The 21528-nt window shown below is 68.1% G+C and carries 21 protein-coding genes; 1 reads left to right on the top strand and 20 read right to left on the bottom strand.

Annotated elements, in window-relative coordinates; translation table 11 throughout:
• Nucleotides 1-93 precede the first annotated feature (93 nt).
• The 7 genes from RUR_RS25930 to RUR_RS25900 form a co-directional block, all read right to left on the bottom strand.
• On the bottom strand, nt 94-861 hold the full coding sequence (locus tag RUR_RS25930; RefSeq protein ID WP_283137797.1) for a DUF2705 family protein: 768 nt from the start codon (nt 859-861) through the stop codon (nt 94-96).
• On the bottom strand, nt 858-1763 hold the full coding sequence (locus RUR_RS25925) for an ABC transporter ATP-binding protein (RefSeq protein WP_283137796.1): 906 nt from the start codon (nt 1761-1763) through the stop codon (nt 858-860). The genes RUR_RS25930 and RUR_RS25925 overlap by 4 nt, the downstream gene beginning before the upstream one ends.
• Before the next feature lie 294 nt (nt 1764-2057).
• Nucleotides 2058-2750 carry a WD40 repeat domain-containing protein gene (locus RUR_RS25920; RefSeq protein WP_283137795.1) on the bottom strand — a complete coding sequence of 231 codons (693 nt, stop codon included), beginning with the start codon at nt 2748-2750 and terminating at the stop codon, nt 2058-2060.
• Entirely contained in the window at nt 2698-3813 is a 1116-nt protein-coding gene (locus tag RUR_RS25915) for an adenosylhomocysteinase (protein ID WP_283137794.1), read from the bottom strand. Before RUR_RS25915 ends, RUR_RS25920 begins: the two co-directional genes overlap by 53 nt.
• 74 nt (nt 3814-3887) lie before the next feature.
• Nucleotides 3888-4730, bottom strand: a complete 843-nt coding sequence (locus tag RUR_RS25910) for a helix-turn-helix domain-containing protein (protein ID WP_283137793.1) — start codon at nt 4728-4730, stop codon at nt 3888-3890.
• A 14-nt stretch (nt 4731-4744) separates the two neighbouring features.
• Entirely contained in the window at nt 4745-5263 is a 519-nt protein-coding gene (locus RUR_RS25905) for a DUF6879 family protein (protein WP_283137792.1), read from the bottom strand.
• Nucleotides 5244-5501 carry a hypothetical protein gene (locus RUR_RS25900; RefSeq protein WP_283137791.1) on the bottom strand — a complete coding sequence of 86 codons (258 nt, stop codon included), beginning with the start codon at nt 5499-5501 and terminating at the stop codon, nt 5244-5246. Before RUR_RS25900 ends, RUR_RS25905 begins: the two co-directional genes overlap by 20 nt.
• 629 nt (nt 5502-6130) lie before the next feature.
• On the opposite strand from RUR_RS25900, the gene RUR_RS25895 reads away from it, so the two are divergent.
• A complete protein-coding gene (locus tag RUR_RS25895) occupies nt 6131-6670 on the top strand; it encodes a class IV adenylate cyclase (protein ID WP_283137790.1) in 540 nt (179 codons plus the stop codon).
• A gap of 39 nt (nt 6671-6709) precedes the next feature.
• Here RUR_RS25895 and RUR_RS25890 read toward each other — a convergent pair whose 3' ends face one another.
• From RUR_RS25890 to RUR_RS25830, 13 genes are all read right to left on the bottom strand, one after another.
• Entirely contained in the window at nt 6710-7117 is a 408-nt protein-coding gene (locus RUR_RS25890) for a hypothetical protein (protein WP_283137789.1), read from the bottom strand.
• Nucleotides 7118-7314: 197 nt separating this feature from the next.
• The gene (locus RUR_RS25885) at nt 7315-9345 is read right to left on the bottom strand and encodes a DNA/RNA non-specific endonuclease (RefSeq protein ID WP_283137788.1); all 2031 of its coding nucleotides are present in this window, start codon (nt 9343-9345) and stop codon (nt 7315-7317) included.
• Nucleotides 9346-9403: 58 nt separating this feature from the next.
• Nucleotides 9404-11587 (bottom strand): NACHT domain-containing protein, encoded by a 2184-nt coding sequence (locus tag RUR_RS25880; RefSeq protein ID WP_283137787.1) that lies wholly within the window; start codon nt 11585-11587, stop codon nt 9404-9406.
• 56 nt (nt 11588-11643) lie between these two features.
• The gene (locus tag RUR_RS25875) at nt 11644-13041 is read right to left on the bottom strand and encodes a YcaO-like family protein (RefSeq protein ID WP_283137786.1); all 1398 of its coding nucleotides are present in this window, start codon (nt 13039-13041) and stop codon (nt 11644-11646) included.
• Nucleotides 13042-13088: 47 nt separating this feature from the next.
• Entirely contained in the window at nt 13089-13253 is a 165-nt protein-coding gene (locus RUR_RS25870; protein ID WP_283137785.1) for a hypothetical protein, read from the bottom strand.
• Nucleotides 13254-13734: 481 nt separating this feature from the next.
• Nucleotides 13735-14697 carry an NAD(P)-dependent alcohol dehydrogenase gene (locus RUR_RS25865; protein ID WP_283137784.1) on the bottom strand — a complete coding sequence of 321 codons (963 nt, stop codon included), beginning with the start codon at nt 14695-14697 and terminating at the stop codon, nt 13735-13737.
• A 162-nt stretch (nt 14698-14859) separates the two neighbouring features.
• Nucleotides 14860-15567: a DUF4386 domain-containing protein gene (locus RUR_RS25860; RefSeq protein ID WP_283137783.1), complete on the bottom strand. Its 708-nt coding sequence runs from the start codon at nt 15565-15567 to the stop codon at nt 14860-14862.
• Nucleotides 15568-15646: 79 nt separating this feature from the next.
• Nucleotides 15647-15871: a helix-turn-helix transcriptional regulator gene (locus tag RUR_RS25855; RefSeq protein WP_283137782.1), complete on the bottom strand. Its 225-nt coding sequence runs from the start codon at nt 15869-15871 to the stop codon at nt 15647-15649.
• Between the two features lie 2 nt (nt 15872-15873).
• Nucleotides 15874-16293, bottom strand: a complete 420-nt coding sequence (locus RUR_RS25850) for a hypothetical protein (protein WP_283137781.1) — start codon at nt 16291-16293, stop codon at nt 15874-15876.
• Nucleotides 16294-16503: 210 nt separating this feature from the next.
• Complete coding sequence (locus tag RUR_RS25845; RefSeq protein WP_283137915.1) at nt 16504-17682, bottom strand: glutamate-cysteine ligase family protein; 1179 nt, start codon at nt 17680-17682, stop codon at nt 16504-16506.
• Between the two features lie 681 nt (nt 17683-18363).
• Nucleotides 18364-19389: a FecCD family ABC transporter permease gene (locus tag RUR_RS25840; RefSeq protein WP_283137780.1), complete on the bottom strand. Its 1026-nt coding sequence runs from the start codon at nt 19387-19389 to the stop codon at nt 18364-18366.
• Nucleotides 19386-20444 (bottom strand): FecCD family ABC transporter permease, encoded by a 1059-nt coding sequence (locus RUR_RS25835; RefSeq protein ID WP_283137779.1) that lies wholly within the window; start codon nt 20442-20444, stop codon nt 19386-19388. Before RUR_RS25835 ends, RUR_RS25840 begins: the two co-directional genes overlap by 4 nt.
• Before the next feature lie 12 nt (nt 20445-20456).
• A complete protein-coding gene (locus RUR_RS25830) occupies nt 20457-21521 on the bottom strand; it encodes an iron-siderophore ABC transporter substrate-binding protein (protein ID WP_283137778.1) in 1065 nt (354 codons plus the stop codon).
• Nucleotides 21522-21528 lie beyond the last annotated feature (7 nt).

The raw sequence follows: 21528 nt of genomic DNA, 5'->3' as shown, positions 1-21528 counted from the left end.
GGGAGCGCGGACACCTCGATACAGGTTCGGCCACCGCACCCCGGAACGGTCGCCCGGACCCGGCATCGGAAGCACTGCCGATCGAGCCCGCTTCTAGCAGTCTCGGCGGGTGAGCGCGAAGACCCCGGCGCCCAGCGAGATCACGACATATCCGGCCAGCACCAGCCCGGCGGCGAGCGGGGACAGCACGGGGTCGGCCACCGTACCCGCCAGCCCGTCGGCCAGACCGGGCGGCAGGAACGCGGCGACCCGGGCGTCCCACGGCTCGGGCAGCACGAGTCCCACGATGGGCGGCAGCACGAAGACGAACCCGAAGAGCACGCTGAGCGCCCCCGCTGTGGAGCGGAGCACCGCGCCGAGCCCGAGGCCGAAAAGGGCGACGACCGTGATCGTCACCGTGGCGGCGATCAGCCGGGGGATCTCCTCCGGGATCGGGGATGTGTGCCCGGGCATCGGCCGGTCGCCGACGATCAGACGGCCGAGGAAGAACATCGCGAACACGATCGCGGTCCCGGCGACCAGGGTGACGGCGGCGAGCACGGACGCTTTGGCGGCGAGCACCGTCCAGCGCCGGGGCGCCGCCGTGACCGTGGCGCGGATCAGCCCGGTGGCGTACTCGGAGGTGATCGCGAGCACCGCGAGGACCGCCAGGGAAAGCTGGACGATCGGCGCGATGACCTGCTCCATCGGCACAGCCTGGAAACGCACCCGGCGTTCCGGCGGCAGGCTGTCCCAGCCGCTCACCCCCGAGAGCGCCATCGCCGAGCCGAGGAGCAGCGTCGCGAACGCCAGGCCGACGATCCAGTAGGTGGAGCGGACGGTACGGAGCTTCAGCCACTCCGCCGCGACGGCGTCGATCACGCCGCCGCTCCCCCGAACTCGACGCTCTCCGCGGTGAGCTGCAGGTACGCCTCCTCCAGGGTGGCGCCGCGCCGGGTCACCTCGTACACCGGGATGCCGCCCTCCGCCGCCAGATCCCCGATCTTGACGGCGTCCACTCCGCGAACGGCGAGCCGCCCGTCCGGTTCGGCGACGACCCTCGCCCCGACGGCCTCCAGCGCGGCGGCGAGCCGCTCCGGCTGCGGCGTCCGGACGATCACGCCCCGCTGGTAGCGTTCGGCCAGCTCCTCGACGGTGGTGTCGGCGATCAGGCGTCCCCGCCCGACGATGAGCAGCCGGTCCGCGACGAGCTCCATCTCGCTCATCAGATGGCTGGAGATCAGGACGGTACGGCCTTCGGCGGCGAACCCGCGGAGCAGCTCCCGGATCCACCGGACCCCGTCCAGGTCGAGCCCGTTGACCGGCTCGTCGAACAGCAGCACCTTCGGGTCGCCGAGGAGCGCCGCGGCGATCCCCAGCCGCTGCCGCATCCCCAGCGAGAAACCGCCGACCCGCCGCCGCCCGACCTCGGCGATCCCGGCCAGCTCAAGCACCTGTTCGGCGCGGCGCCGCCCGATCCCGTTGCTCCGGCCCAGGCAGCGCAGATGGTCCAGCGCGGTACGGGCCGGGTGCACCGCCCCGGCGTCGAGCAGCGCGCCCACCTCGTGCAGCGGACGCCGGAACGTGGCGTACCGCCGGCCGCCCACCAGCGCCTCCCCGGAGGTGGGGGCGTCCAGGCCGAGTACGGCCCGCATGCTGGTCGACTTCCCTGCGCCGTTCGGCCCGAGGAACCCGGTCACCTGCCCCGGTTTCACCTCGAAGGACAGGTGATCGACGGCAACCTTGGTCCCGTACCGCTTGGTCAACTCCCGCAACTCAATCATGCCCGCCAGCGTGACCCACCCACCCCGTCCCGCACATCGGACCACAGACTGTCCACCCCCAGGCTGAACCGTTATCCGGTACGGCGCCCGCAGCCCGCTCCCCAGCGCAGCCCGTACCCGGTCTCAACAGATGTGTGCGGCCCCAAGCAGCCCAGACGCCGAACCCAACGTAAGTACCGGCGAGGTTCCCCGAACGGTTGAGGCGGTACTGGGGAACCGGTCGCCAGGCGGGATCGCGCTACAAAGCCGCGAGCTTGGCGGCCGGCGCCGAGGATGCGGATCCGGTCCGGGAGTTCACGGCGGAGCGTACGTCGAACCTTGGTCTGGACACACCTGTCGGAAAGCGTCGTCAATCCCGATGTGTTCGATCCATTCGGCCGGGGTGAGGGGGCGAGATACCTGGGCGCATACATCGCTGAGGAGATCGGCGGGCAATGAGGTCGCCCAAACCTGGAGCAGATCTCCGCCGCCGGAGATGATCACGGGTTGGCCGTTGAACTGCCCCACGGCCACCGCGGACACGAAATCGGCTGTTTCCATCGCGTGCAGCCGCTGCCCGCCGACGGCATCCCAGATCTCCACCTTGCCCACGAATTTGTCGCCGCTCGAGCTAGAGCCGCTGCCGGAGATGATCACGGGCTTACCGTTGAACCGCCCCACGGCCACCGTGTACACCGAACCGCCGGTGTCCATCGCGTGCAGCCGCTGCCCGCCGACGGCATCCCAGATCTCCACCTTGCCCACGAATTTGTCGCCGCTCGAGCTAGAGCCGCTGCCGGAGATGATCACGGGCTTACCGTTGAACCGCCCCACGGCCACCGTGTACACCGAACCGTTGGTGTCCATCGCGTGCAGCCGCTGCCCGCCGACGGCATCCCAGATCTCCACCTTGCCGCCGCCGCTGCCGTCGTCGCCGCCGGAGATGATCACGGGCTTACCGTTGAACCGCCCCACGGCCACCGCGTTCACCGAATCGGCGGCGTCCATCGCATGCAGCCGCTGCCCCCCGACAGCGTCCCACGACGCTCGCGCCGTGCAGGAAGTTGACCGCGTTCCCGTCTGCCAGCACGTAGAAGTAGTGCCCGGTCCGTGCATATCGGGTGATGTACTCCCCCGCTGAGGTCCGCTCATATAGCGCGTCGAGCGCGGCCAGCTCCAGTTCATCGTCACTGCTTGTTACCGAGGCAATGTACGCGCCGTTAGCCACGGCTGCGAAGTCGTCTTCTCTGAGTGCAAGGTTTCCTGTCGCGCATATGATGACCCCCGCTCCTCTAAGTGCTTGGGCGAGTGTCGACGCTGACCTGAATCCTTGGGAGAGGGCCTGAGCGCGGCGGACGGGGTCGGAGTCGTACACGGTAACGCCGACGTTCTTCGCGTGGAGCATCGAGGCGATAGATCGGCCGATCTTGCCGTAGCCGATGACGGTGGCCGGACGTCCGTTGAGGATGTCGCCGCGCGATCGGATCAGCGCTTCTGTCGAGAAGGTAACCGACTGCCCTACCAGGAAGTCCTCAGGCTCCTTCAAAGGAGATCTGGCAACGCTGAGAACGGGACACGGCAGCTTGGCCAACGCCGCATAACGCTGATGACCGTTCTCGGTATCTTCCACGACGCCGCTGATCTGACCTGAGAATTGGTCGCACAGGTATGCCAGGGTGGGTGCGAAGTATCCGCCGATATCCAGGAGTACGAGATTACGGCCCGCCGCCTGTGACTCCAGGAAGGCTAGAGCGTGGTCGGGTGCAGCAAGCGCGGCACGGTCCAGTTCGCCCACGGGCATGGCTTTGCTGATCTCACGCAGGGCAGCCGCATTTATCGACTTAGGCTTGGGCAAAACCGATACAACCGGAGCAATGCGATCAACAGCGCGCAAGAACACGGGCCGCTCAGGCAGCAGATGCGTGATCACGACCGTGGACACAGACTCAACAAGAGGAAAGCGGTCGGCAACCTTCCGGAAGAACGCCTCGACCCGGTTGAGCTCGAAGTCTTCAAGCACTAGAAGATCTCCCTTCCGAACCATCTGATCTAAGGCGGTAATGCCTGCCACGGAGGCACCTCAAGGATCGACCCGCGCAGTGCAGCGGCCGATAACTGTGCTGAAGAATGCTCGTCAATGTCAGATCAAGAGATTTCACTCATGATTGAATCGATCAAGGCCCGAGCCTGTATGCCATAGACGGCGTCCTTGGCGTGAGACCTAAATGTGGCGGTGTATATCGCGATCTCGCGAGGCTGTGTGATCGTCACCTCGGCTGACGGCAGTTCGACGATGACCCGATTCTCGTCATAGACCCAGAACGGAACAGTCGGCCAAGCGGTCCGGTTGACGGTTGCCGGGATGATTCCAAGGCTCACCCGAGGCAACGACATCGCCGCCGTCAACCGGTTGAGCTGACCGGCCATGACCTCGGACCCACCCAGACCCGTGCGCAGCACGGACTCTTCCAGGAGAATCGCGAACCGGCGAGTACCCTCGTGGAGAACCTGCTGCCGCCGTATGCGGGCTGCGACAGCGGCCTGTGTGTCATCAGGAACGCCTTGGGCAGAGATGATCGCCCCAAGCAGCACCGAAGCATACTCCTCCGTCTGAAGAAGGCCGGGCACACACAGCGATTGGTAGATGCGAAAGTGGCTGGTCGCCTCATACAACGGCACATAGGACTCCTGAAGACGGCGCATCCCGGTGCGTTGCCGCCGTCTCCACTCGACGTACATCCCCTCGACGATCCGCATGCTCTCCATAAGATCGTCGATCTGATCCGACGCGTCACAATGACGGCACCAGGCACGGATATCGTCGGCGGAAGGTGTCTGCCTGCCGTGCTCGATCTTGGAGACCTTGCTGCCGTCATGCCACCCGGCGAGTCTCGCCAGTTCCTTGGCCGTATGGCCGCGTTCGACACGTATCTCGCGAAGCCGTAGGGCAAGAGCCCTACGTGCCGCTTCTACGCTGGAAACCGACATGTGGGTCGCATATCTCAGCTGAGCCGATACTCCTGGTGGGGTGTGGCACGATCCCAGACCGCGTCAAAGGCCGACGCGCACAGCCTCGTGACTGCAGGGTCGACAAGGACCTCCGTCCCCACCCATTCACCGTCCCCGGTGAAGTGATTGAACACCGCGGTTTCGCCGTCGAACAACCAAAAGTCGTTTCCCGGCAAAGCCAGGTCGGAGGCGAGGCGACGGGACAGCCACCTAACCTGCTCACCGGCCGCGATGTTGGCATAGACAGTGATCGAGTGTTCGTACCTGATGTAGTCCGAGACGGGTTCGGACACAATACGTGCCCGCCGGATCTCCACACCCCGGCTGACGGGACCGACCAGGATCTCCTTCCACACCTGATCACGCTCGGATCGGTCGAACGGCTCTCCGGCCTTCCACGCTTGGAAGAACGGGTCACCGACGGCATAGACATCCCGTGTCTCCAAGTGCACAGCCGAGTGCTGGGCTGACTCGAGTAGTTCGGCAAACTCGTTACGCGTCGCCGTCGCCACGCTGACGGCGCTCGTCGTCGGCCGCACAGTAAACCTCCGGGAAGAGTGGCATCATCCGTTTCGGAAAACGAATGACCGCCTCGCCATCAGGGATGGGCTGAAATTCATGGATCTCCGCAAGGGTCAACGGATCCTCGATCACCCATCCTTGGAGGATGTATGTGTCCCCGTCCTCGTAGATCGTAGGGGATCCGTTGTGATCCAACTCTGGATCTTTGCCCACAAACCGTAGAGCCATCGGAACCTCCTTCCAGTTCAGAGTTCTCGCCTGACGCCGGTTCGCGCAGCCACACCTCCCAGGACACTTGGCGAACCACGCGCCTTGGGAATCGCATGCTCCGACGTGTTGAGGATCAGTCTGCGATCCTCCTGCGGTCAATCGGTGTGCTTGAGAATGCTGCGAGTGACCCGATTGGGAAGGACATGGCACCCCAGCCTGTGAGGGCGAGAGCCGCAACCCGAACCAGCCCCCTGGCACTGACCGGGGCTGCGGGAGGCGTTTCGACGACGGGTGGAGCCGGTCACTGACCGCAGGATCCAGGCGCCCGATTCGGCGTAGCCCGTGCCCGGAATCGGCATGGTGATCACTTAGTGGCGGTGGTGGGAGGAGGCAGGAAATCCTCGATGAACCGGTCGCCGGGCGACCGGGGGCGAAGGTCGCCACCGCCTCGGTGCGGGCCGGGTCGGCGTGCGGGGCGATTGTCAGAGGGTGAGCTGAGAGAGGAGGAACCCGGTCACCTGCCCCGGTTTCACCTCGAACGACAGGTGATCGACGGCGACCTTGGACCCGTACCGCTTGGTCAGCGTGATCTATGGTGAGTGGCGCCCGGCTATGGCGGCCCGGCGGGAAAGCGAAGGAACCCGTTCATGGCAGGCATCGAATACGAGGCGAAGGCCTTGGAGGTCGACCCGGAGAAGGTCCGGCAACTCATTGACGAGGCCGGCGGGGAGCAGGTCAGCGATCGGCAGCTGCAGCGACGCTACGTCTACGACACCATCCCGGCTCTGGTGGGCAAGTGGGTCCGGCTCCGTGATACGGGCCAGACCGTCACTCTGTGCGTCAAGCAGATCTTGTCGGACGAGGTCGACGGCACTCATGAGACGGAGGTCGTGGTCAGCGACTTCGCGGAGGCGCATGCGCTTCTTCAGCTAGCTGGGCTGGCGCCACGTACCTACCAGGAGAACTACCGGACCTCGTATCGGCTTGGTGCGGTGCGCTTGGAGGTCGATGAGTGGCCGAGCATTCCGCCGTATCTGGAAGTTGAAGCCGACAGCGAGGACGAGGTCTGGGCAGCGGCGGCGCGTCTCGGGATCGCGCGCGAGTCTCTGACCTCGATCAATACGACGGAGGTCTACGCCCAGTACGGCATCGACCTCCACGCCATCGACAGCCTGCGCTTCGAGTAGACGGCCCAGGTTCTTGGCGAGCGCCGGCGCCGGCCGAGGCTACGGCCTGGGGGTTGACGCGGGTAGGGCGGAAACCCGGCCTTGTCGCTGGGCCGATGCCTTCTTTCTCAGTTCGAGGTTCTCGTAGTACTGGTTCGCGATCATCGTGGCGAGTGCGTCGAGCCTGCCCCGGAGTTCGGTCGCCCTGGCGGCGGCGTCCCGTAGTCGATTGCGTAGGTCGGCGATTGTCTCGTCGCGTTGGACTTCTCCCGGCGTACGGAGCATCGGACGGGCCACCTTGGCGTCCCATTCAGCCAGGATCTCCTCGACGCGGTGGACGGTGGCGTGGCTGACTTTCACCTCGCATGCCAGGTTCTCCTTGGTCAGCGCGCCGTCGGTGTGCAGGGGCTCGCCAGCCGACAGGCGGGCCATGGCCTCGCGAAGCTTCTGCTCGGTGGCGGCGGACACCGGCATCAGGGTGAACCGGACACCGGCCGCAGGACCCAGGCGCCCAATTCGGCGTAGCCCGTACCCGGAATCGGCATGTTGATCACTTATGAGCGGTGGTGGGAGGAGGCAGGAGTTGATGGTGAACCAGTCTCCCGGCGACCGGGGGAGAAGGTCGCCACCGCCTCGGTGAGGGCAGGGTAGGTGCGAGGCGATTGTCAGAGGGTGAGCTGAGAAAGATGGGTGATCTCCCGTGCCGCGGTGTCCGTCACCTCCATTCGGGCTAGCGGGTCGGCGTCGGCGAGGGTGTCGAAGGACAGCCGGGTGAGGTGCTCGATGCGCCGGATCGGGACCTGGTAGGTCTTGTAGGCGCCGTAGGAGAAATCCTCGCCGGCGGCTTCCAGGCCCTCGATGAGGTGATCCTGGCTGAGCAGGTAGCCGGTGGCCGACAATTCCCCGTTCTGCTTGGTCATCGCCACGACCTTCCAGTACTGGCGGGGCAGCTGGACACCTCGGTAGGGGTCGTCGTCGGCGGCCAGGACCGGGCCGGTGAAGACGGTGACCTTCAGGTCGCGGTTGTCGGCGTTCTCCAGGATGTAGTCCTCCAGACCGGCCCAGGTGGTCCGGTTCTGGTTGAAGTCCTTGTGCTGCGGGGTGCAGTTGGTGAAGTGGAAGGTGTCGTCGTTGCCGGCCTTGGCCACGGCTTGGCCGGCGCCCCAGGCTGGGTCCAGGCGGCGGACCAGATGGCCGCGGTCCAGGGGGTTGTCGCGGTAGACCTCCTCCCCTGTCTGCTCGCTGTCGGGCAGGCGAGGGTCGAAAACCCATCGGTCGGGATCGCGGCGGATACGGACGCTGGTCTCCCCGTCGATGTTGACCGCGGTGAAGAAGGCCAGCCGCCGCCGACGGTTCAGCACCACGCTGAAGTGGTGGTAGTCCAGCACATGCTCCTGCCCGTCGCCGGCCTGCCGGTTGCGGGCCGCCAGCGCGAGGAGATCGGGGTCGAGGGCGGGCAGCGGCACCCGATGCCCGCCTGGCAGGAAGCCCGGGTCGTAGCCGCGCCGGTGTGCGTAGTCCGGATCGATCTGGATCGCCTCCGGCACCGCCCCGGCCGTACGGGCCGTCTCGACCGGCTCGCCGCGGAGCAGGACGTCGACGGGGACCGACAGCGTGAGCGTCAGCGGCATCTGCCCGTCAGCCGCCTGTCCCACCGTCTCCCGCCGCTCGGCCGGTCGGGCGGCCGGCGCGTCCGAGGCCGGTGAGGCTGACGGGAGGCCGACGCGGTCGGTGAGCAACCGGTCGACCAGGGCCTGCTGGGCCGGCGGGAACGCCCGGCCGCGCAGGAAGTCCAGCAGTCGGCTGACCCGCACCCCCTCGTTGATGACGCCGCCGAAGTCGTCGCGGTCGGGATCGGGGACGCCGGCGTGGTGCAGGGCCACGATCTCCCACTGGTCGTTGAAGACCGGAGAGCCGGAGGAGCCCGGCTCGGTGTCGGTCTGGTAGTGCAGGAACAGCTCCAGGATGTCGACGATGCGGTTCTCCCGCAGGGCGACCTGCTTCCTTTCCCCACCCGGATGCTGGACGATCGTGACGAAGTCCCCGACGATGGCTTTGCCCTCGGCGGCCATCATCCGGTTGAACCCGAACCGGGCCAGCTCGCCCGGGCCGGCCTTCACCGCCACCAGTGCGAAGTCCAGCTGCTCGTCGGCGAAGAAGAACCGGTCCGGGTCCAGGGAGAATCTCTGTGGCGGCAGGGGCCGTCCGTCGACACCGTCCTGGTAGTCGAACTCGACGACGCTTTGGCCGGCTGTGGCGGCGTCGGTGAGCACGTGATGGTTGGTGAGCAGCAGCTCCGGGGAGACCAGCGAGCCGGTGCCGTATCCGGTCGGCCGTCCGCGGACGTCGCGGATGACCACGCGCCCGACCGCCCGCGCCGCGACCGCCCCGCCTTCCAGGTAGCCGACGGGCAGCAGGTCGTTGGTTTGGATGATCCGCTCCAGCACCACCGCCGCCGCCGTGACGGCCGCCGGTTCGGCCGCGGTGATCGCCGCTGGGTCGATCGGGCGGATGCCCGGGTAGTGGTGGCTGAGCCGGTCGATGCGGTCGGCCACCCGCTCGGGCTCGTCGGCCCGGGCGATCCCGCCCGGCTCGGCGAGCACCGCGATCTTCCGGCGGCGCTGCTCACTCCTGTCGGCCACCCGCGCCGCGACGTCCTCCCGCAGCGTGGCAGGCGTCTCTTCCATCGTGGTCATGCCCTGCCCCCTTCGGACCTGGTGCCGTCCCGGCGAAAGCGGTTGCTCCCGGCCGGAGTCAGATCTCCTTGGACGGTGTTCGCGTTCGCCGGCCGGATGTCCGGGCTCTTGGCGGTCTCCGTCCTTCCTTCGCGGGGGACCCCTGCCGCCCGCGCGCGAGATGCTGCTGCAACTCGACGTGCCGGAACTGGTAGTACGGCCCCTCGGTGCGCAGCAGACCCAGACGGTGGGCGTCGTCCAGGAAGTCCATCGCCCGCAGCGGCACCCACCCCTTGGCGGCCAGCCGGGGGACGGTCAGCTTGTAGGCCAGCCAGGCGTGGTGGCGTCCCAGGATGATCCCGAACAGCAGTCCCAGCAGCAGCCCGCCGACAATCGCGACGCTCGGGCTGAGCTGCGCCTTCAGCCCGATCGCCCCGCCCATGAGTCCGACCACGAGCCCGCTGACGATCCGGATGACGGTCAGGTTCCGGTCGGCCCGCCAGGTCGAGCGAGGGGATCTGGCGGTCGCGGCGGCGGTGGGGTGCTCGACCCAGCGGATGAGGCTGAGTACGACGATGAACCCGATGCCGGAGAGCAGGCCGATGTCCCGCGCGGCCAGCAAACCGACCTTCGTGCCTCCCACCGGGCTGGCCATGAGCCAGCCGACGAGAGCCCCCAGGGCTCCGACGATCAGCCCGTCCCGCAGGACGCGGAGGAGCTGGGGGATTCTGTCGCGGAGCTGGAAGTCGGCGTGGCCCGGCGGCTCGGTGAACCAGGACCCGATCATGATCAGGACCACGAGCGCGGACAGCAGGCCGATGCCCAGGCTGGCGTGGGGCATCCCGGTCAGCAGCAGGAAGACCAGCCCGACCCCGATTCCGATCGCGATGCCCGACCACACCCGGACCGCGCGGCTGGAGGCATGGCGGGCCAGGTGCCACCACGCCATGTCGCGTGGGTCGTCCTCGCTGAACTGGAGCTGGCGGGAAAGGTAGGTGAGCCAGCGTCCGACCTGCTCCGGGCGCCACGCGTGCTGCGGCCGGAAGGGCTGGGCCGGGTTGTCGGCGGGTGGGCGGGCACTCACCAGGGCGGGGATGAGCTGGTCGCACAGATGGTCGTGCAGTTCCGCCGTGCTGCCGCGCCCGAGTTCCAGCAGCGGCGTGGGATCCACCCGCGGCGCGATGTAGGTGGCGCGGACCAGCCAGAGCCCCAGGGACGTCGAGGTGACCTCGGACAGCGCGGGGGCGGCGCCCGTACGCAGCGCAGAAAGGACCCGGGGCCAGGCGGGATGCGGCACGGGGGGAAGGCACGCCCGCAGGTATTCCGCAGCCGCGACGGGGGTCATGGGCTGTGGCTCGATGACCGCCGTCGCGGTGAGGACGTCGCCGACCTCCTGGACGGACTTCGCGAACTGGTCCGTACGGCAGGTGATGACGAGTTGGTCGTTCTCGTGCATCGAGCGGTTCAGCGCGGTGAGCAGGTCCACGCGGGCGGAGCCGGGCAGCTCGTCCAGCCCGTCGATGACGGGCAGCACCTCGCCGCGGGCCACGAGCGTCTCCGGGATGTCGGGGCCGAGGCTCTCCGCGCGCAGTGCGGGGTAGTCCGACGCCAGGCTCGCCGCCAGCCAGTCCTGGAGGTTCGGGTAGAGGCGGTCGTCCCAGCGTACAGCCGAGAGCAGCACCGGGACCGGTTCCTCCGGCCGCCGCGTACGCAGCAGTTCGAGCACCAGTTGCACGGCCAGTGTCGTCTTGCCGGTACCCGGATCGCCCAGAATGACCAGCCGACGGCAGCGAAGGTCGCGGAAGTTGCGCACCATGTCCGCGATGTGCAAGCCCAAGCCGGGGAAGGCCACGGTGCCCTTGGCGATGATCTCGGGGTGGTCGACGAGTTCGCGCCGCCGCGTCGAGCGCCAGGGCAGCGGCATGGGCTCCGGATCGCACAGTGAGCGCAGGGCCGTCTCGTCACGCCATTGCTGGGTCACCAGACCGCCCAGGATGTCCTTCGCGGTGGCGATGTCGGCCGACGTCGGCGCGGGCGCCGGTGCGGCTCGTCTGCGCCACCAGGACAGGAACTGCACCAAGCCGTTGCCCAGCGCCATCGCGCTGGCCGCCGCCGCCACGATGGAGGCGGCTCCGACCGTTGTCCCCGATCCCCCGGGCAGTCGCGGGGCGACCAACAGGAACACGGTGGACAGCGCCAAGAGGAGAACGCCGAGCGCGACGGACGCCCTCGCTTTGCGATTCTGCCGATATCGCAATGACATAAGTCTACTGTATTGACATAAGTCGAAAAGAGAACCAAACACCAACACAGGCAGCTTTATAAACCGGAAAAACCGGCCGCCTCATTAATAGTGCCGCCAATAGCCAGGCATCGATCGTTTGGAAACCCTTCCGGAGGCCGGGGAAAGGGCCGCCCGGCCGCGGCTGCCTGCCCTCTACGGCCGGGGATGACCAGGTTGCCGTCGGTTATCAGCATGAATCGCTCCATGCCAGGCACCATCACGTGGACGGCGGTGATCCCGCCGGGAAGGGCGCACATCGTACGGTGGTAGGCCCGGTAACCCCGGGCGGCCAGCATCGCGGCCACCCTCCGCACCTGGCCCTCGGATGGCTCGGCCACCTCGACGGCCCGGGGAAAGGGGATCACACGCGCCTCACCCAGGAGGCCGGTGAGATCGAACCGCCCACACGTGTGCAGCTCGGGGTGCGCCGCCAGCCCCGTCAGATCACCACGTTTGAGAGCTCCGGACTGCGGCAAACCCTCCCCGAGGGTGACCTGGATGAGCTCGGTGAGGGCGCGCCAGGCGGCGTAGGCCGGACTCAGCGAGGTGCCGGCGCCGCGCCGGTGCGGATGCCGGGACGTGGGAGCCGTGTACGCCAGCATGGTCGGCACACCGACGTCACTGCCGATGTCCAGCAGATGCACCGGCGACCCGGTCACCTCTCCCGCTGTCGCGTGCGCCCGCGCGAGGCCGTACGGAAGCGTCTCCGCATCGATCAACCTGGGCCGAAAGCGGGCACGACTCAGGAAGGCCCGCACCAGGAACAGGGACAGCGCGTCCCGCTCGATCGTCTCGTTGAGGGCGTGCAACAGCGCGTCGGAAGCAGTGACACCGGCGGCCGAGCCGCTGTTGCAGCTGTAGCGCATCAGGTGGGCGTAGTCGCAGTCGTCCCCGGCCAGGTCACGGAGCCGGGCGGCGCCGGTCTCGGTGTACCAGGGGCCGGACAGAAACAGCGGCACCAGCGCTTCCCCTTCCCCGCCGAGGGAGCGGTAGCGCAGGCAGGCCATCCGCCGGCCGGGCATCCCGGCCAGCAGCGGCGCGCAGGCGTCCTCCCGAAACAACCCCGCGGCGAGCCCGAAAGGCTCGGCCGGTTCCACGACGGCGGGGTCGAACCGGGACCGGCCGGTGAGGTGGTGCTCGACGGCCTCGAACAGCGCGCCCACGCGGGCTTCCTCCGGGCGCCCCTTCCCCATCCCGCACGCGACCGGTGAGCCGTCTTGCCCGTCGCCGTGCAGTCCGCACCACCACGCGGTCGGATCGCGGCCCCCGCCCACGTCCGCGAACTCCGTCCGCAGGCCCAGCGCGGTCAGTGCCGCCGCCGCCCGTTTCCCGGCCTCGCCGGGCGGCACCGTCCGCTCCACTTCACCGAACACCGGTCCCGCGCCCTCCCCGGCGCGTGCCGGGTCCAGCGCGTGGATCGCAGGAGACCGCATCGGGGATCATCAGGACCTCGAATCCGGGGTACGGAGCGGTGCCCCGCCTACGCCCGGCGCCCATGGACGGGGACGTTTTCAGGGCTCCGGTATCCACCGTCGCCGGTCATCGGGGACAGCAGTTCCTCCAGTCGCTCGAGTTCGGCCTGGGTCAGCTGCTGAGCGCCTCTGTCGAGGGACTCGGCCTTGACGTAGTCCACAACGTTTCCCATAGGACGCCCCCTTCGCGACCCACTAATCGTATCTCTATGTCGACAAGGCACCTGGCAAAGGATATCTTTCAGAATTTGATGACTTACTTAATAATCGAGGACTTGACAACAGGCGTTTTATTATTCACGAAGAATATGCACGGCACTTCATGGAGATCGTCAAAATTCAAGAAATCGCAGTCCGCAAGTCCCTTGGCTGACGATCGCCGGAGAACACGCAGGGAGTCGGGCCGGACATGGGCGACAGGCCGGAGCTGCGCGGCGTCTCCGCCTCTACCGAACCGGCTCGTCATCCCACCGGAGGACCGGAGCCGGTACGGCCTGCGGCGTCTCCCTCATCCGGGCGGTCCGTCCTGCCACCGCCCCACGGACGAAAGAGTGGGTGCGGCCGTACCGGCTCCGTGGTCCTGCAACCCGGCCGGGCCGGGACGGCTTCCGGCGACCCACGTGAGGACGCGCTGACATGCCGGAGTCCGCCGCCTCATCCCACAGCTATCACTACGTTTCCGGTTTTGTGGCCTTCTTCAACGTAGCGATGGGCGTCGGCCGCCTGCTCCAGCCGATAGCGCCGGTCGATGACTACTTTGAGGCCGCCGGTTTCGATGAGCTCGCTGAGGAAGATCAGTGCTTCGTTCTTCTCGACGGACATCCCGGTTGACACCCGCCGGCCTCCGGCCATACGCGTCCACAGCATCAGTGCGTTGTTCATCAGGCCGGACGTGGGGAGATAGCACCCGTTCCGGGTCAGGGATCCCTTGCACCGAAGGAACGAACTCTTGTTCACGGTGTCGAAGACGACGTCGTACCTCTCGCCGTTCCGGGTGAAGTCCTCCTTGGTGTAGTCGATCACCTTGTCGGCTCCCAGCGACCTGACCAGGTCCGTGTTCCTGGTCCCGCACACCCCGGTCACCTCCGCCCCGAAGTGCTTGGCGAGCTGCACCGCGTAGGTGCCGATGCTCCCCGAGGCGCCGTTCACCAGGACTCGATGCCCAGGCCGGACGTTCGCCTTGCCGTTGAGGAAGAACAGCGCCGTCGACGCCCCGTCGACGACGGCGGCCGCCTCCTCATGGCTCAGGTTGGCGGGCTTCGGCGCCAGCGACGCCTTCTCGGGCAGGCACACGTACTCGGCGCAGGCGCCAAGGGTGAAGCCGGTGAATCCGAAGACCTGGTCGCCGCCGCCGAATCTCCGGACGTTCCGGCCCACGGACTCGACCTCCCCCGCCACCTCCAGCCCAAGGGTCCGCATGCGCTTTCGCGGTCTGCCGAGGCCGAGAACGACCCGGCCCCACAGCGGCCTTCCCCGGCGCATGGCGCACTCCGCCGACGTCACCGACGTCGCACGCACTCGGATCAGCACCTCGTCGTCCCCCGGAGCCGGCTTCGCCACCTCTTGGAGCGTGAGGACGTCCGGAGCGCCGTACCGCGTGAACACCATCGCCTTCATCCGCGTGCCCTTTCGTCGGACCGGGGTAATGCGTTTCCTGTTCGCTTCCTGCGTTCGGCGACGACCGGGGACGGCCGTTCACCTGAGGGGAGGCCGACGGTTCGTCCGCCGTGGGCCGTCATCGGCCGGGACGCACGCCCCGCCTTCGGCGTTGGCGCAGGTTCAGGCGGTCACCGGTGTGTGGCGGGCCGTCTTGGCCGTTTTCACGCCGATCACGAGCAGATACCCGACCATCCAGAATTCGGCGACGACGGTCGGCATGATGACGATCTGGGAGAAGGTCGTGCCGAGATCCGGCAGCAGGAACCTCGTCAGGGTGTCGATCAGGTAGCAGGCACACGCGATCATCAGCAGGACGCCCAGGGCGCGCGGGAACATGCCCGAGGTGTAGGCGAGGTACCCCATCGGCAGCAGCCACAGGCCGAACATGATCCCGGCGATCACGTACCCGTAATGGTGCAGGTCCACCAGGAGCAGCAGCAAGGCGTCGGACCCGCCGGTGTGCAGCCCGGCGTAGGAGGCGTCGGTGGCGACCAGCAGCGCGGCGAAGTGGAAGATCAGGTTGACCAGGGTCATGCCCGTGCCGATGGCCATGAAGACGACGATGGCGGCTGCGATGTCCTTGTTGACGTGCTTGAAGAGCCGGTAGAGCGTCATCGCCACGAAGAGGGAAGCGGTGGCGGTCACCAGGTCGGCCACGAAGCCGAGCCGGAAGAGGGTCGCGTGCGCCACGATGTTGTCGGCGGTCGCGGCGGCGTCGCCCGGCACGCGTACGGTGCCTCGGGCGTAGAAGTGGGCGAAGAACGCGCAGAGGGCGACGACGAGGTAGAAGACTCCGGCGAGTCTGGCCACACGCTTGGGTGAACTCATGGTTGCTCCCTGATTTCGGGCGTGCTTGGGAAGGCCGCGGGGGGTTCTCCTCCCGGGCTTGAGGTGGTCGGTGCGGGATCTAGTCCTCGGCGTCGGGGTACTGGAAGACGTCGTCGAGCGGCACCTTGAACACACGGGCGATCTGGAAGGCCATCTCCAGCGAAGGCGAGTAGCGGCCCTGTTCGATGGCGATGATGGTCTGCCGGGTTACTCCGACGTGTTTGGCCAGTTCGGCCTGGGTCATCTCGCCGTGGGCGAACCGCAGCGCGCGGATGGAATTGGTGACCTTGGTGGGCTTGCCCATGGCTACAATCCTCGCCGATAGGCGACGAGCTTCAGGCAGGCACCGGTGAGCGCCGACACGACGAAGGCCGCGTAGATCGCGTTGGCGATCCAGAAGTGGTCGGCCTCCATCATGGTCAGGCCGAACGGCACCACCATGGCGATGCCGAGGACGGTGCCGGCGACGTACTCGCCGAACCGGTGGATGTCCTTGTCACGGACGTCGAGCCGGTGGGACTCGCTGGGCTTGGCGATCTCGACCACGATCCGGCCGACGATCGACAGGACGATGGAGACGCCGATGGTCCACAGCATCGGCGCCACATAGGCCACTTCGGCGAGCGGGACGTCTCCCGCGCGCCCGAGAATGACGGCGATGTACGTCCCATAGGTGCCGAGGATCACCAGAAGGTAGATCCATTTGCCCTTTTCCTCGTACGACATGCCGCTCCCATGTAAAAAATTGCCGACACGAAGGAAGGTAAAACAGAGCTGACGTCATGTCAAGTTTTCTATACTTCAGTGCGTGCCCGTCCCTGGCCTGTGCACTTCGGGGCGGCCGCCGGGTCCGGCGGCCCGAGGAAGCGGCGATCGCCGGCGGAGCACGTCCGCCGGCGACCCGTGGATCAGAGAGCGAGACCCGCCGAGCAGACCTTAGGCCGCCTCCTCGACCAGCAGGTCGTCGGCCGGGCACCGGGACCGGAAGGTGTAGGTGTCGGCGAAGTCGAGGACGAGCCTGCGCGCCCAGAGCGGGACGTCGCACCGGCCGAGGGCGTCGATCGCGATCGACATGCACCGGCCGGCCGCCTCCGCGAGGCGCGCGTCCCGCATGGCCTCGCGGGCCGCGGTCACCCAGTCCTCCGGCCGAAGCGGCTGGGGAAGCGACTCCACGACCCGCATCGCCTCGGCCGAGGCGAGGGCGTCGTCGAGCAGCCTGCTGACCACGATGAGGGGGACGACCCAGTTGTCGTCGCGCTGAGCGTCGATCATCCGCAGCTCCAGGTACCCGCGGGGCCGTACCGGGGGAACCATCGACCGGACGTGCAGGTCGAGCTCCTCCGGTGAGACCCCGGCCGACCCGCCGCCCCGCAGCCACTCCCGCATCGTCGACCCCAGCCCCGAGCCGTCGAGCAGCGGCGCGTCCAGCACGTAGTTCATCCAGTTCTCCCGGGGGTCGCCCAGCAGGGAGAGCGGAGCCGTGCGGTAGGGATCCGCCTGGAAACGGTGGATCTGCCGCGCCGAGTGCGCCATCCCTCCGGTGGACACCGGGGAGTTGGCGAACATCGCCATGAGGATCGGGCCCAGGGTGTTCGCGAGCCACCAGCGCCGGCGCCAGCCCCGCCACCCGGGCGAGGCGTCCCCGGCCTCCACGTTGATCTGGATCGCCGCGGCGTTGCACATTATGATCTTGCCGCTCGGGCCGAACCGGTTGTAGTTCTGCTCCAGGGTCCGGTAGCGAGGAAGGTCGTTGACCAGGACGGCCGGTCGATCGTCCAGCCCTCTGCCCACCAGCGTCAGATCACGGCGGCCCAGCAGGTCCCGGATGAGCGCCAGGTCGCTCGCCGCGGCGTCCAGGCACCCCGCCAGGGTGTCGGCCGGGGCACTGCTCAGTTCGAGCTGGCCTCCCGGCTCGTAGGAGATCAACCCCCCTTGGGGGAGCGGCCCCTCGTCGGCGAAGCCGAGACAGGAGCGGATGTCGGCGATGGGGACGCGTTGCTGCGGAAATCCCTGGTCGACCACGAGCCATTCGAGCTCGACGCCAATGCGGCCCACCTGATCCCGTGAGAAGGCATTGTCGTAGATCAGGCTTGCTGCGGTGCGTTCGGTAAGCATCCTGCGCACACACCACCCCTTTCCGGCGGTTAACGACAACGCCCCTGGATTCATTGACAAGGATGAAGAGCGCCCCGTGTGCTCTTATTAAGACATCAGGTATTCTCTCTGTCCAGACCAATCCTCGACAGCGGTCGAGCACGCCACGACAGCCCACGGAACACACCGGTCAGGGGCCGTGGCGAAGATCATCATGGCCTCACGCGGATAAAGCCCGCCCGAAATTCTTTCGGCCAATCCGATTCCCTTTTGCAAACATATGGCGACAAAGTCTAATAATGTTGCACGATCAACAATTAAGAATGAAACCCACATCCATTCCCCAAATCCAAACAATCAAACACGGGGAATTCGGATTGTTATCCGACGTAATAAATCCGAGTCGCATAATTCAGCCGAGACACCTTAGAGGACGCTTTCCAATTAAGGCGGGACCGGGTCGAAATCGAGGCTTCACCACCGCCCAAGGCCGGACGGACGAGCACCACGGCAACGCCGACGCGTCGAAAACGGCGGATGTCCCTCGGCTCCAGCCGCAGGGAAGCCGGGCCCCGATCGCCGCCAAAACGCCCGTACCCAGGACCCGGCCTCCACCGTGCGGGCCACCGCCCGCCTCAGCCGCCGCAGGCCGTACGGGAGCGCCGTCTCCGGGTCGCAGGTGACGCGGACCCGCGGGCCGGACTATGCACTGCGGGAGCGGAGAATCAGCCAGAGCAGATACGGGGCGCCCACCACGCCGGTGACCACGCCGGCCGGCAAGGTAAGGCCGGGCACGGCGAACTGCGCGACCAGGTCGGAGGCGAGCAGGATGACCGCACCCACCAAAGCGGACGCCGACAGCGCAGGAGCCCCGGCCCCGACGACCCGCCGGGCGATGGGGGCGCTGACCAACGCGACGAACGAAATGGGGCCCACCACCCCCACCGCCACCGCCGCCAGGCACACGGCGACGGCGAGCAGCCCGAGCCGGGAGCGCCGGACGTGCACACCCAGCGCGCCGGCGGTGTCGTCCCCCAGCTGAAGCACGGTCAGCCGCCGGGCCAGCGGCAGGGTGATCAAAAACAGCGGGGCCGCGCCCAGCAGGAGCGGGACCAGGGTCTCCCACTCGGCCCGGGCCAGGCTGCCGCTGATCCAGGCGTACACCTTCTGCGCGTCCTGGACCTCGGATCGGGTGAGCACGTAGGACACCAGGCCGGCACTGACCGCCGCCACCCCGATCCCGACCAGGACCAGCCGGTATCCGCTGCCGTCCCGCCAGGCCAACACGTAGAGGAGTACGGCCGCCAGCAGCGTCCCGCCGATCACGGTGCCGGTCAGGGCGAGCCCGCCGAGGCCGAACGCGAGCAACGCCACGGCCCCGGTGGTCGCCGCGCTCTGGGTGACGCCGATGATGTCGGGGCTGACCAGCGGATTGCGCAGGACGGATTGGAAGAGCGCCCCGGAGACGGCGAGGCACGCCCCGGCGACGACCGCGGCGATCAGGCGGGGCAGCCGCAGTTCCAGGATGACGAACCCGGTCATGGCGTCCGCACGGCCGGTGATCGCCGCGAGGACCTCGGCCGGGGTGACCGAAGCCTTCCCGTAGGTGAGACCGACGACGCCCAGCGCCAGGGCCGTCACGGCCAGCACCGCGACGACGCCCGCCTCGCGCCGGGCCGCCCGGCGGCGCAGGGCCGCGACCGTCGTCGGCGCCTCGATGGTCTTCACCGGCTCGTCCTCCTGCGCTGCCGCACCACGGCGATGAACAACAGCCCGCCCACCAGCGCGGTCACCACCCCCACCTGAAGCTCACCGGGACGGACCACGACCCGGCCGATCACGTCGCCGCCGAGCAGGAGCACGGGTCCGGCGAGCGCCGCGTAGGGGATGACCCACCGGTGGTCCTGCCCGGCGAACCGCCGTACCACATGCGGGATGACCAGGCCGACGAAGGCGATCGGCCCGGTGGCCGCGGTCGCCGAGCCGCACAGCAGCACCAGGGCGAGCGCACCCGCCCCGCGGGTGAGGCCCACCCGGTAGCCGAGGCCGCGGGCGACGTCCTCGCCGAGCGCCAGGCCGTTGAGCGAGCCGCTCACCGCCAGGGCGAGGATCAGGCCGAGGACGATCCCGGGCAGCGTCTCCCAGAACACCGGATAGCCGCGGGCGGCCAGCGAGCCGACCTGCCAGAACCGCATCGCGTCCAGGACGGTCCGGTCGGCCAGGAGCATCGCGGTCACCACCGAGGCGATCGCGGCGGTGACCGCGGCTCCGGAGAGCACCAGTTTGACGGGGGTGGCCCCGTCCCGGCCGAAACTCGCCACCCCGTAGACGAAACCCCCGGTCACGGCGGCGCCCAGGAAGGCGAACCACACGTAGCCCGAGACCTGGTGGACGCCGAAGAGGGTGATGGCGACGACCACGAAGAGCGCGGCCCCGGAGTTGACCCCCAGCAGGCCCGGTTCGGCGATGGGGTTGCGGACCAGGCCCTGCATCACCGCCCCGGCGACGCCGAGGGCGAGCCCCGCGGTGAGGCCGATGAGCGTGCGGGGCACCCGCTTCTCGACGATCACCAGATGGTTCGGGTCCGCCGGGTCGTAGGCGGTGAGCGCCTGCCACACCGTGCCGAGAGGCAGGGCGTTGGCTCCGACGGCGAGGCTGAGCGCGCAGGCTCCGAGCAGGATGACCAGCGTGACCACAAGCCCGAGGAGCAGGCGGGACCGCCGCCCGCCGGACCCGGCCGCCGGTGCCTTGTCCCCGGGCGGCGCCGATGTGGGGGTCGTCACCGTCGTGCCGGGTTAGGAGCCGGCCTTCTGCGCCACGGCGGCGAGCTGCGGCACGTACTTGTCGAGCATCCACGGGATGGAGAGCGCGGTCGGCGCGCTGCTCGCCATGACGAACGACTCCCCGACGATCGGGGCGAACCGCCCTTCCTTGATCGCGGGCATCGCGGCGATGACCGGGTCGGCGGCGAAGGCGTCCGCTTCTTTCTGGGTGGCGAAGTACATGACCAGGACGTCGGTCTTGATCTTGCCGACGTTCTCGAAGCTGAGGGGGTAGAAGTACGACCCGGCCTTGGGGTCGGCGTCGAGCTCGGCCACGCTCGGGCTGACGGTCATGCCCAGCTGGACCAGGAGCGCCACCCGCGGGTCGTCGGCGCGGAACACGTTGAGCTGGTCGGCCTGGTTCGTCGCCGCGTACACGAAGGACTTGCCCTTGAGCGCCGGGTTCGCGGCGGCCAGCGAGGCGATGTGGGCGTCGGTCTTGGCGCGCAGCTGCTCCGCCTGGGCCGACAGCCCGAGTGCCTTGCCGACGACGGTGAGCTGGTCCTGCCAGGGCAGCGCCCACGGCTTCTCCGGGTAGGCGACCACCGGCGCGACCTTGCTGAGCTTGTCGTACTCCTCCTGGGTGATACCGGAGTACGGAGCCAGAATGATATCGGGCCTGACCTCGACGAACTCCTCGACCGGGAGCTCGCCGGTGTCCGTGCCGCCGATCAGGACCGGGGTCTGACCGCCGAGCTCTTTGATCTTGTCGGCGTCCCAGGGGAGCACCCCGGTGCCCTCGCCGCCGTACTTGTTCTCCGGCATCGCGACGGGCACGATCCCGAGGGCGAGTACCGCGTCCTGCGTCGACCAGCCCCAGGTGGCGATCCGCTCCGGCTTCTTCTCGATCGTCACCTCGCCGAGCGCGCTCTTGATCGTGACCGGGAAGGCGTCCCCGGCCGGGCTAGCGGCGCCGGGCGTCGAGGGCGCCGGGTTCGAGGTGGCCGACGTGCCCGAGCATCCCGCGAGCGTGAGCGCGGTCAGGGTGGCGACCGCGGTAAGCGTGACCCGGGCACGCGATCGGGCGGCAGCGAACATCGATTCC

The sequence above is a fragment of the Rhizohabitans arisaemae genome, from assembly GCF_025996515.1.
Lineage (GTDB): Bacteria > Actinomycetota > Actinomycetes > Streptosporangiales > Streptosporangiaceae > Rhizohabitans > Rhizohabitans arisaemae.
Note: the sequence above shows the minus strand (reverse complement) of the source record. Positions and strands in the feature narration are given on the sequence as shown.

What these genes read in the sequence shown, in the direction of transcription:
- RUR_RS25880 (WP_283137787.1), bottom strand. Translation starts at nt 11,587, where the DNA reads ATGTCATTGCGATATCGGCAGAATCGCAAAGCGAGGGCGTCCGTCGCG.
- RUR_RS25910 (WP_283137793.1), bottom strand. Translation starts at nt 4,730, where the DNA reads ATGTCGGTTTCCAGCGTAGAAGCGGCACGTAGGGCTCTTGCCCTACGG.
- RUR_RS25885 (WP_283137788.1), bottom strand. Translation starts at nt 9,345, where the DNA reads ATGACCACGATGGAAGAGACGCCTGCCACGCTGCGGGAGGACGTCGCG.
- RUR_RS25875 (WP_283137786.1), bottom strand. Translation starts at nt 13,041, where the DNA reads ATGCGGTCTCCTGCGATCCACGCGCTGGACCCGGCACGCGCCGGGGAG.
- RUR_RS25850 (WP_283137781.1), bottom strand. Translation starts at nt 16,293, where the DNA reads ATGTCGTACGAGGAAAAGGGCAAATGGATCTACCTTCTGGTGATCCTC.
- RUR_RS25855 (WP_283137782.1), bottom strand. Translation starts at nt 15,871, where the DNA reads ATGGGCAAGCCCACCAAGGTCACCAATTCCATCCGCGCGCTGCGGTTC.
- RUR_RS25920 (WP_283137795.1), bottom strand. Translation starts at nt 2,750, where the DNA reads ATGGACGCCGCCGATTCGGTGAACGCGGTGGCCGTGGGGCGGTTCAAC.
- RUR_RS25925 (WP_283137796.1), bottom strand. Translation starts at nt 1,763, where the DNA reads ATGATTGAGTTGCGGGAGTTGACCAAGCGGTACGGGACCAAGGTTGCC.
- RUR_RS25900 (WP_283137791.1), bottom strand. Translation starts at nt 5,501, where the DNA reads ATGGCTCTACGGTTTGTGGGCAAAGATCCAGAGTTGGATCACAACGGA.
- RUR_RS25895 (WP_283137790.1), top strand. Translation starts at nt 6,131, where the DNA reads ATGGCAGGCATCGAATACGAGGCGAAGGCCTTGGAGGTCGACCCGGAG.
- RUR_RS25865 (WP_283137784.1), bottom strand. Translation starts at nt 14,697, where the DNA reads ATGAAGGCGATGGTGTTCACGCGGTACGGCGCTCCGGACGTCCTCACG.
- RUR_RS25830 (WP_283137778.1), bottom strand. Translation starts at nt 21,521, where the DNA reads ATGTTCGCTGCCGCCCGATCGCGTGCCCGGGTCACGCTTACCGCGGTC.
- RUR_RS25860 (WP_283137783.1), bottom strand. Translation starts at nt 15,567, where the DNA reads ATGAGTTCACCCAAGCGTGTGGCCAGACTCGCCGGAGTCTTCTACCTC.
- RUR_RS25845 (WP_283137915.1), bottom strand. Translation starts at nt 17,682, where the DNA reads ATGCTTACCGAACGCACCGCAGCAAGCCTGATCTACGACAATGCCTTC.
- RUR_RS25870 (WP_283137785.1), bottom strand. Translation starts at nt 13,253, where the DNA reads ATGGGAAACGTTGTGGACTACGTCAAGGCCGAGTCCCTCGACAGAGGC.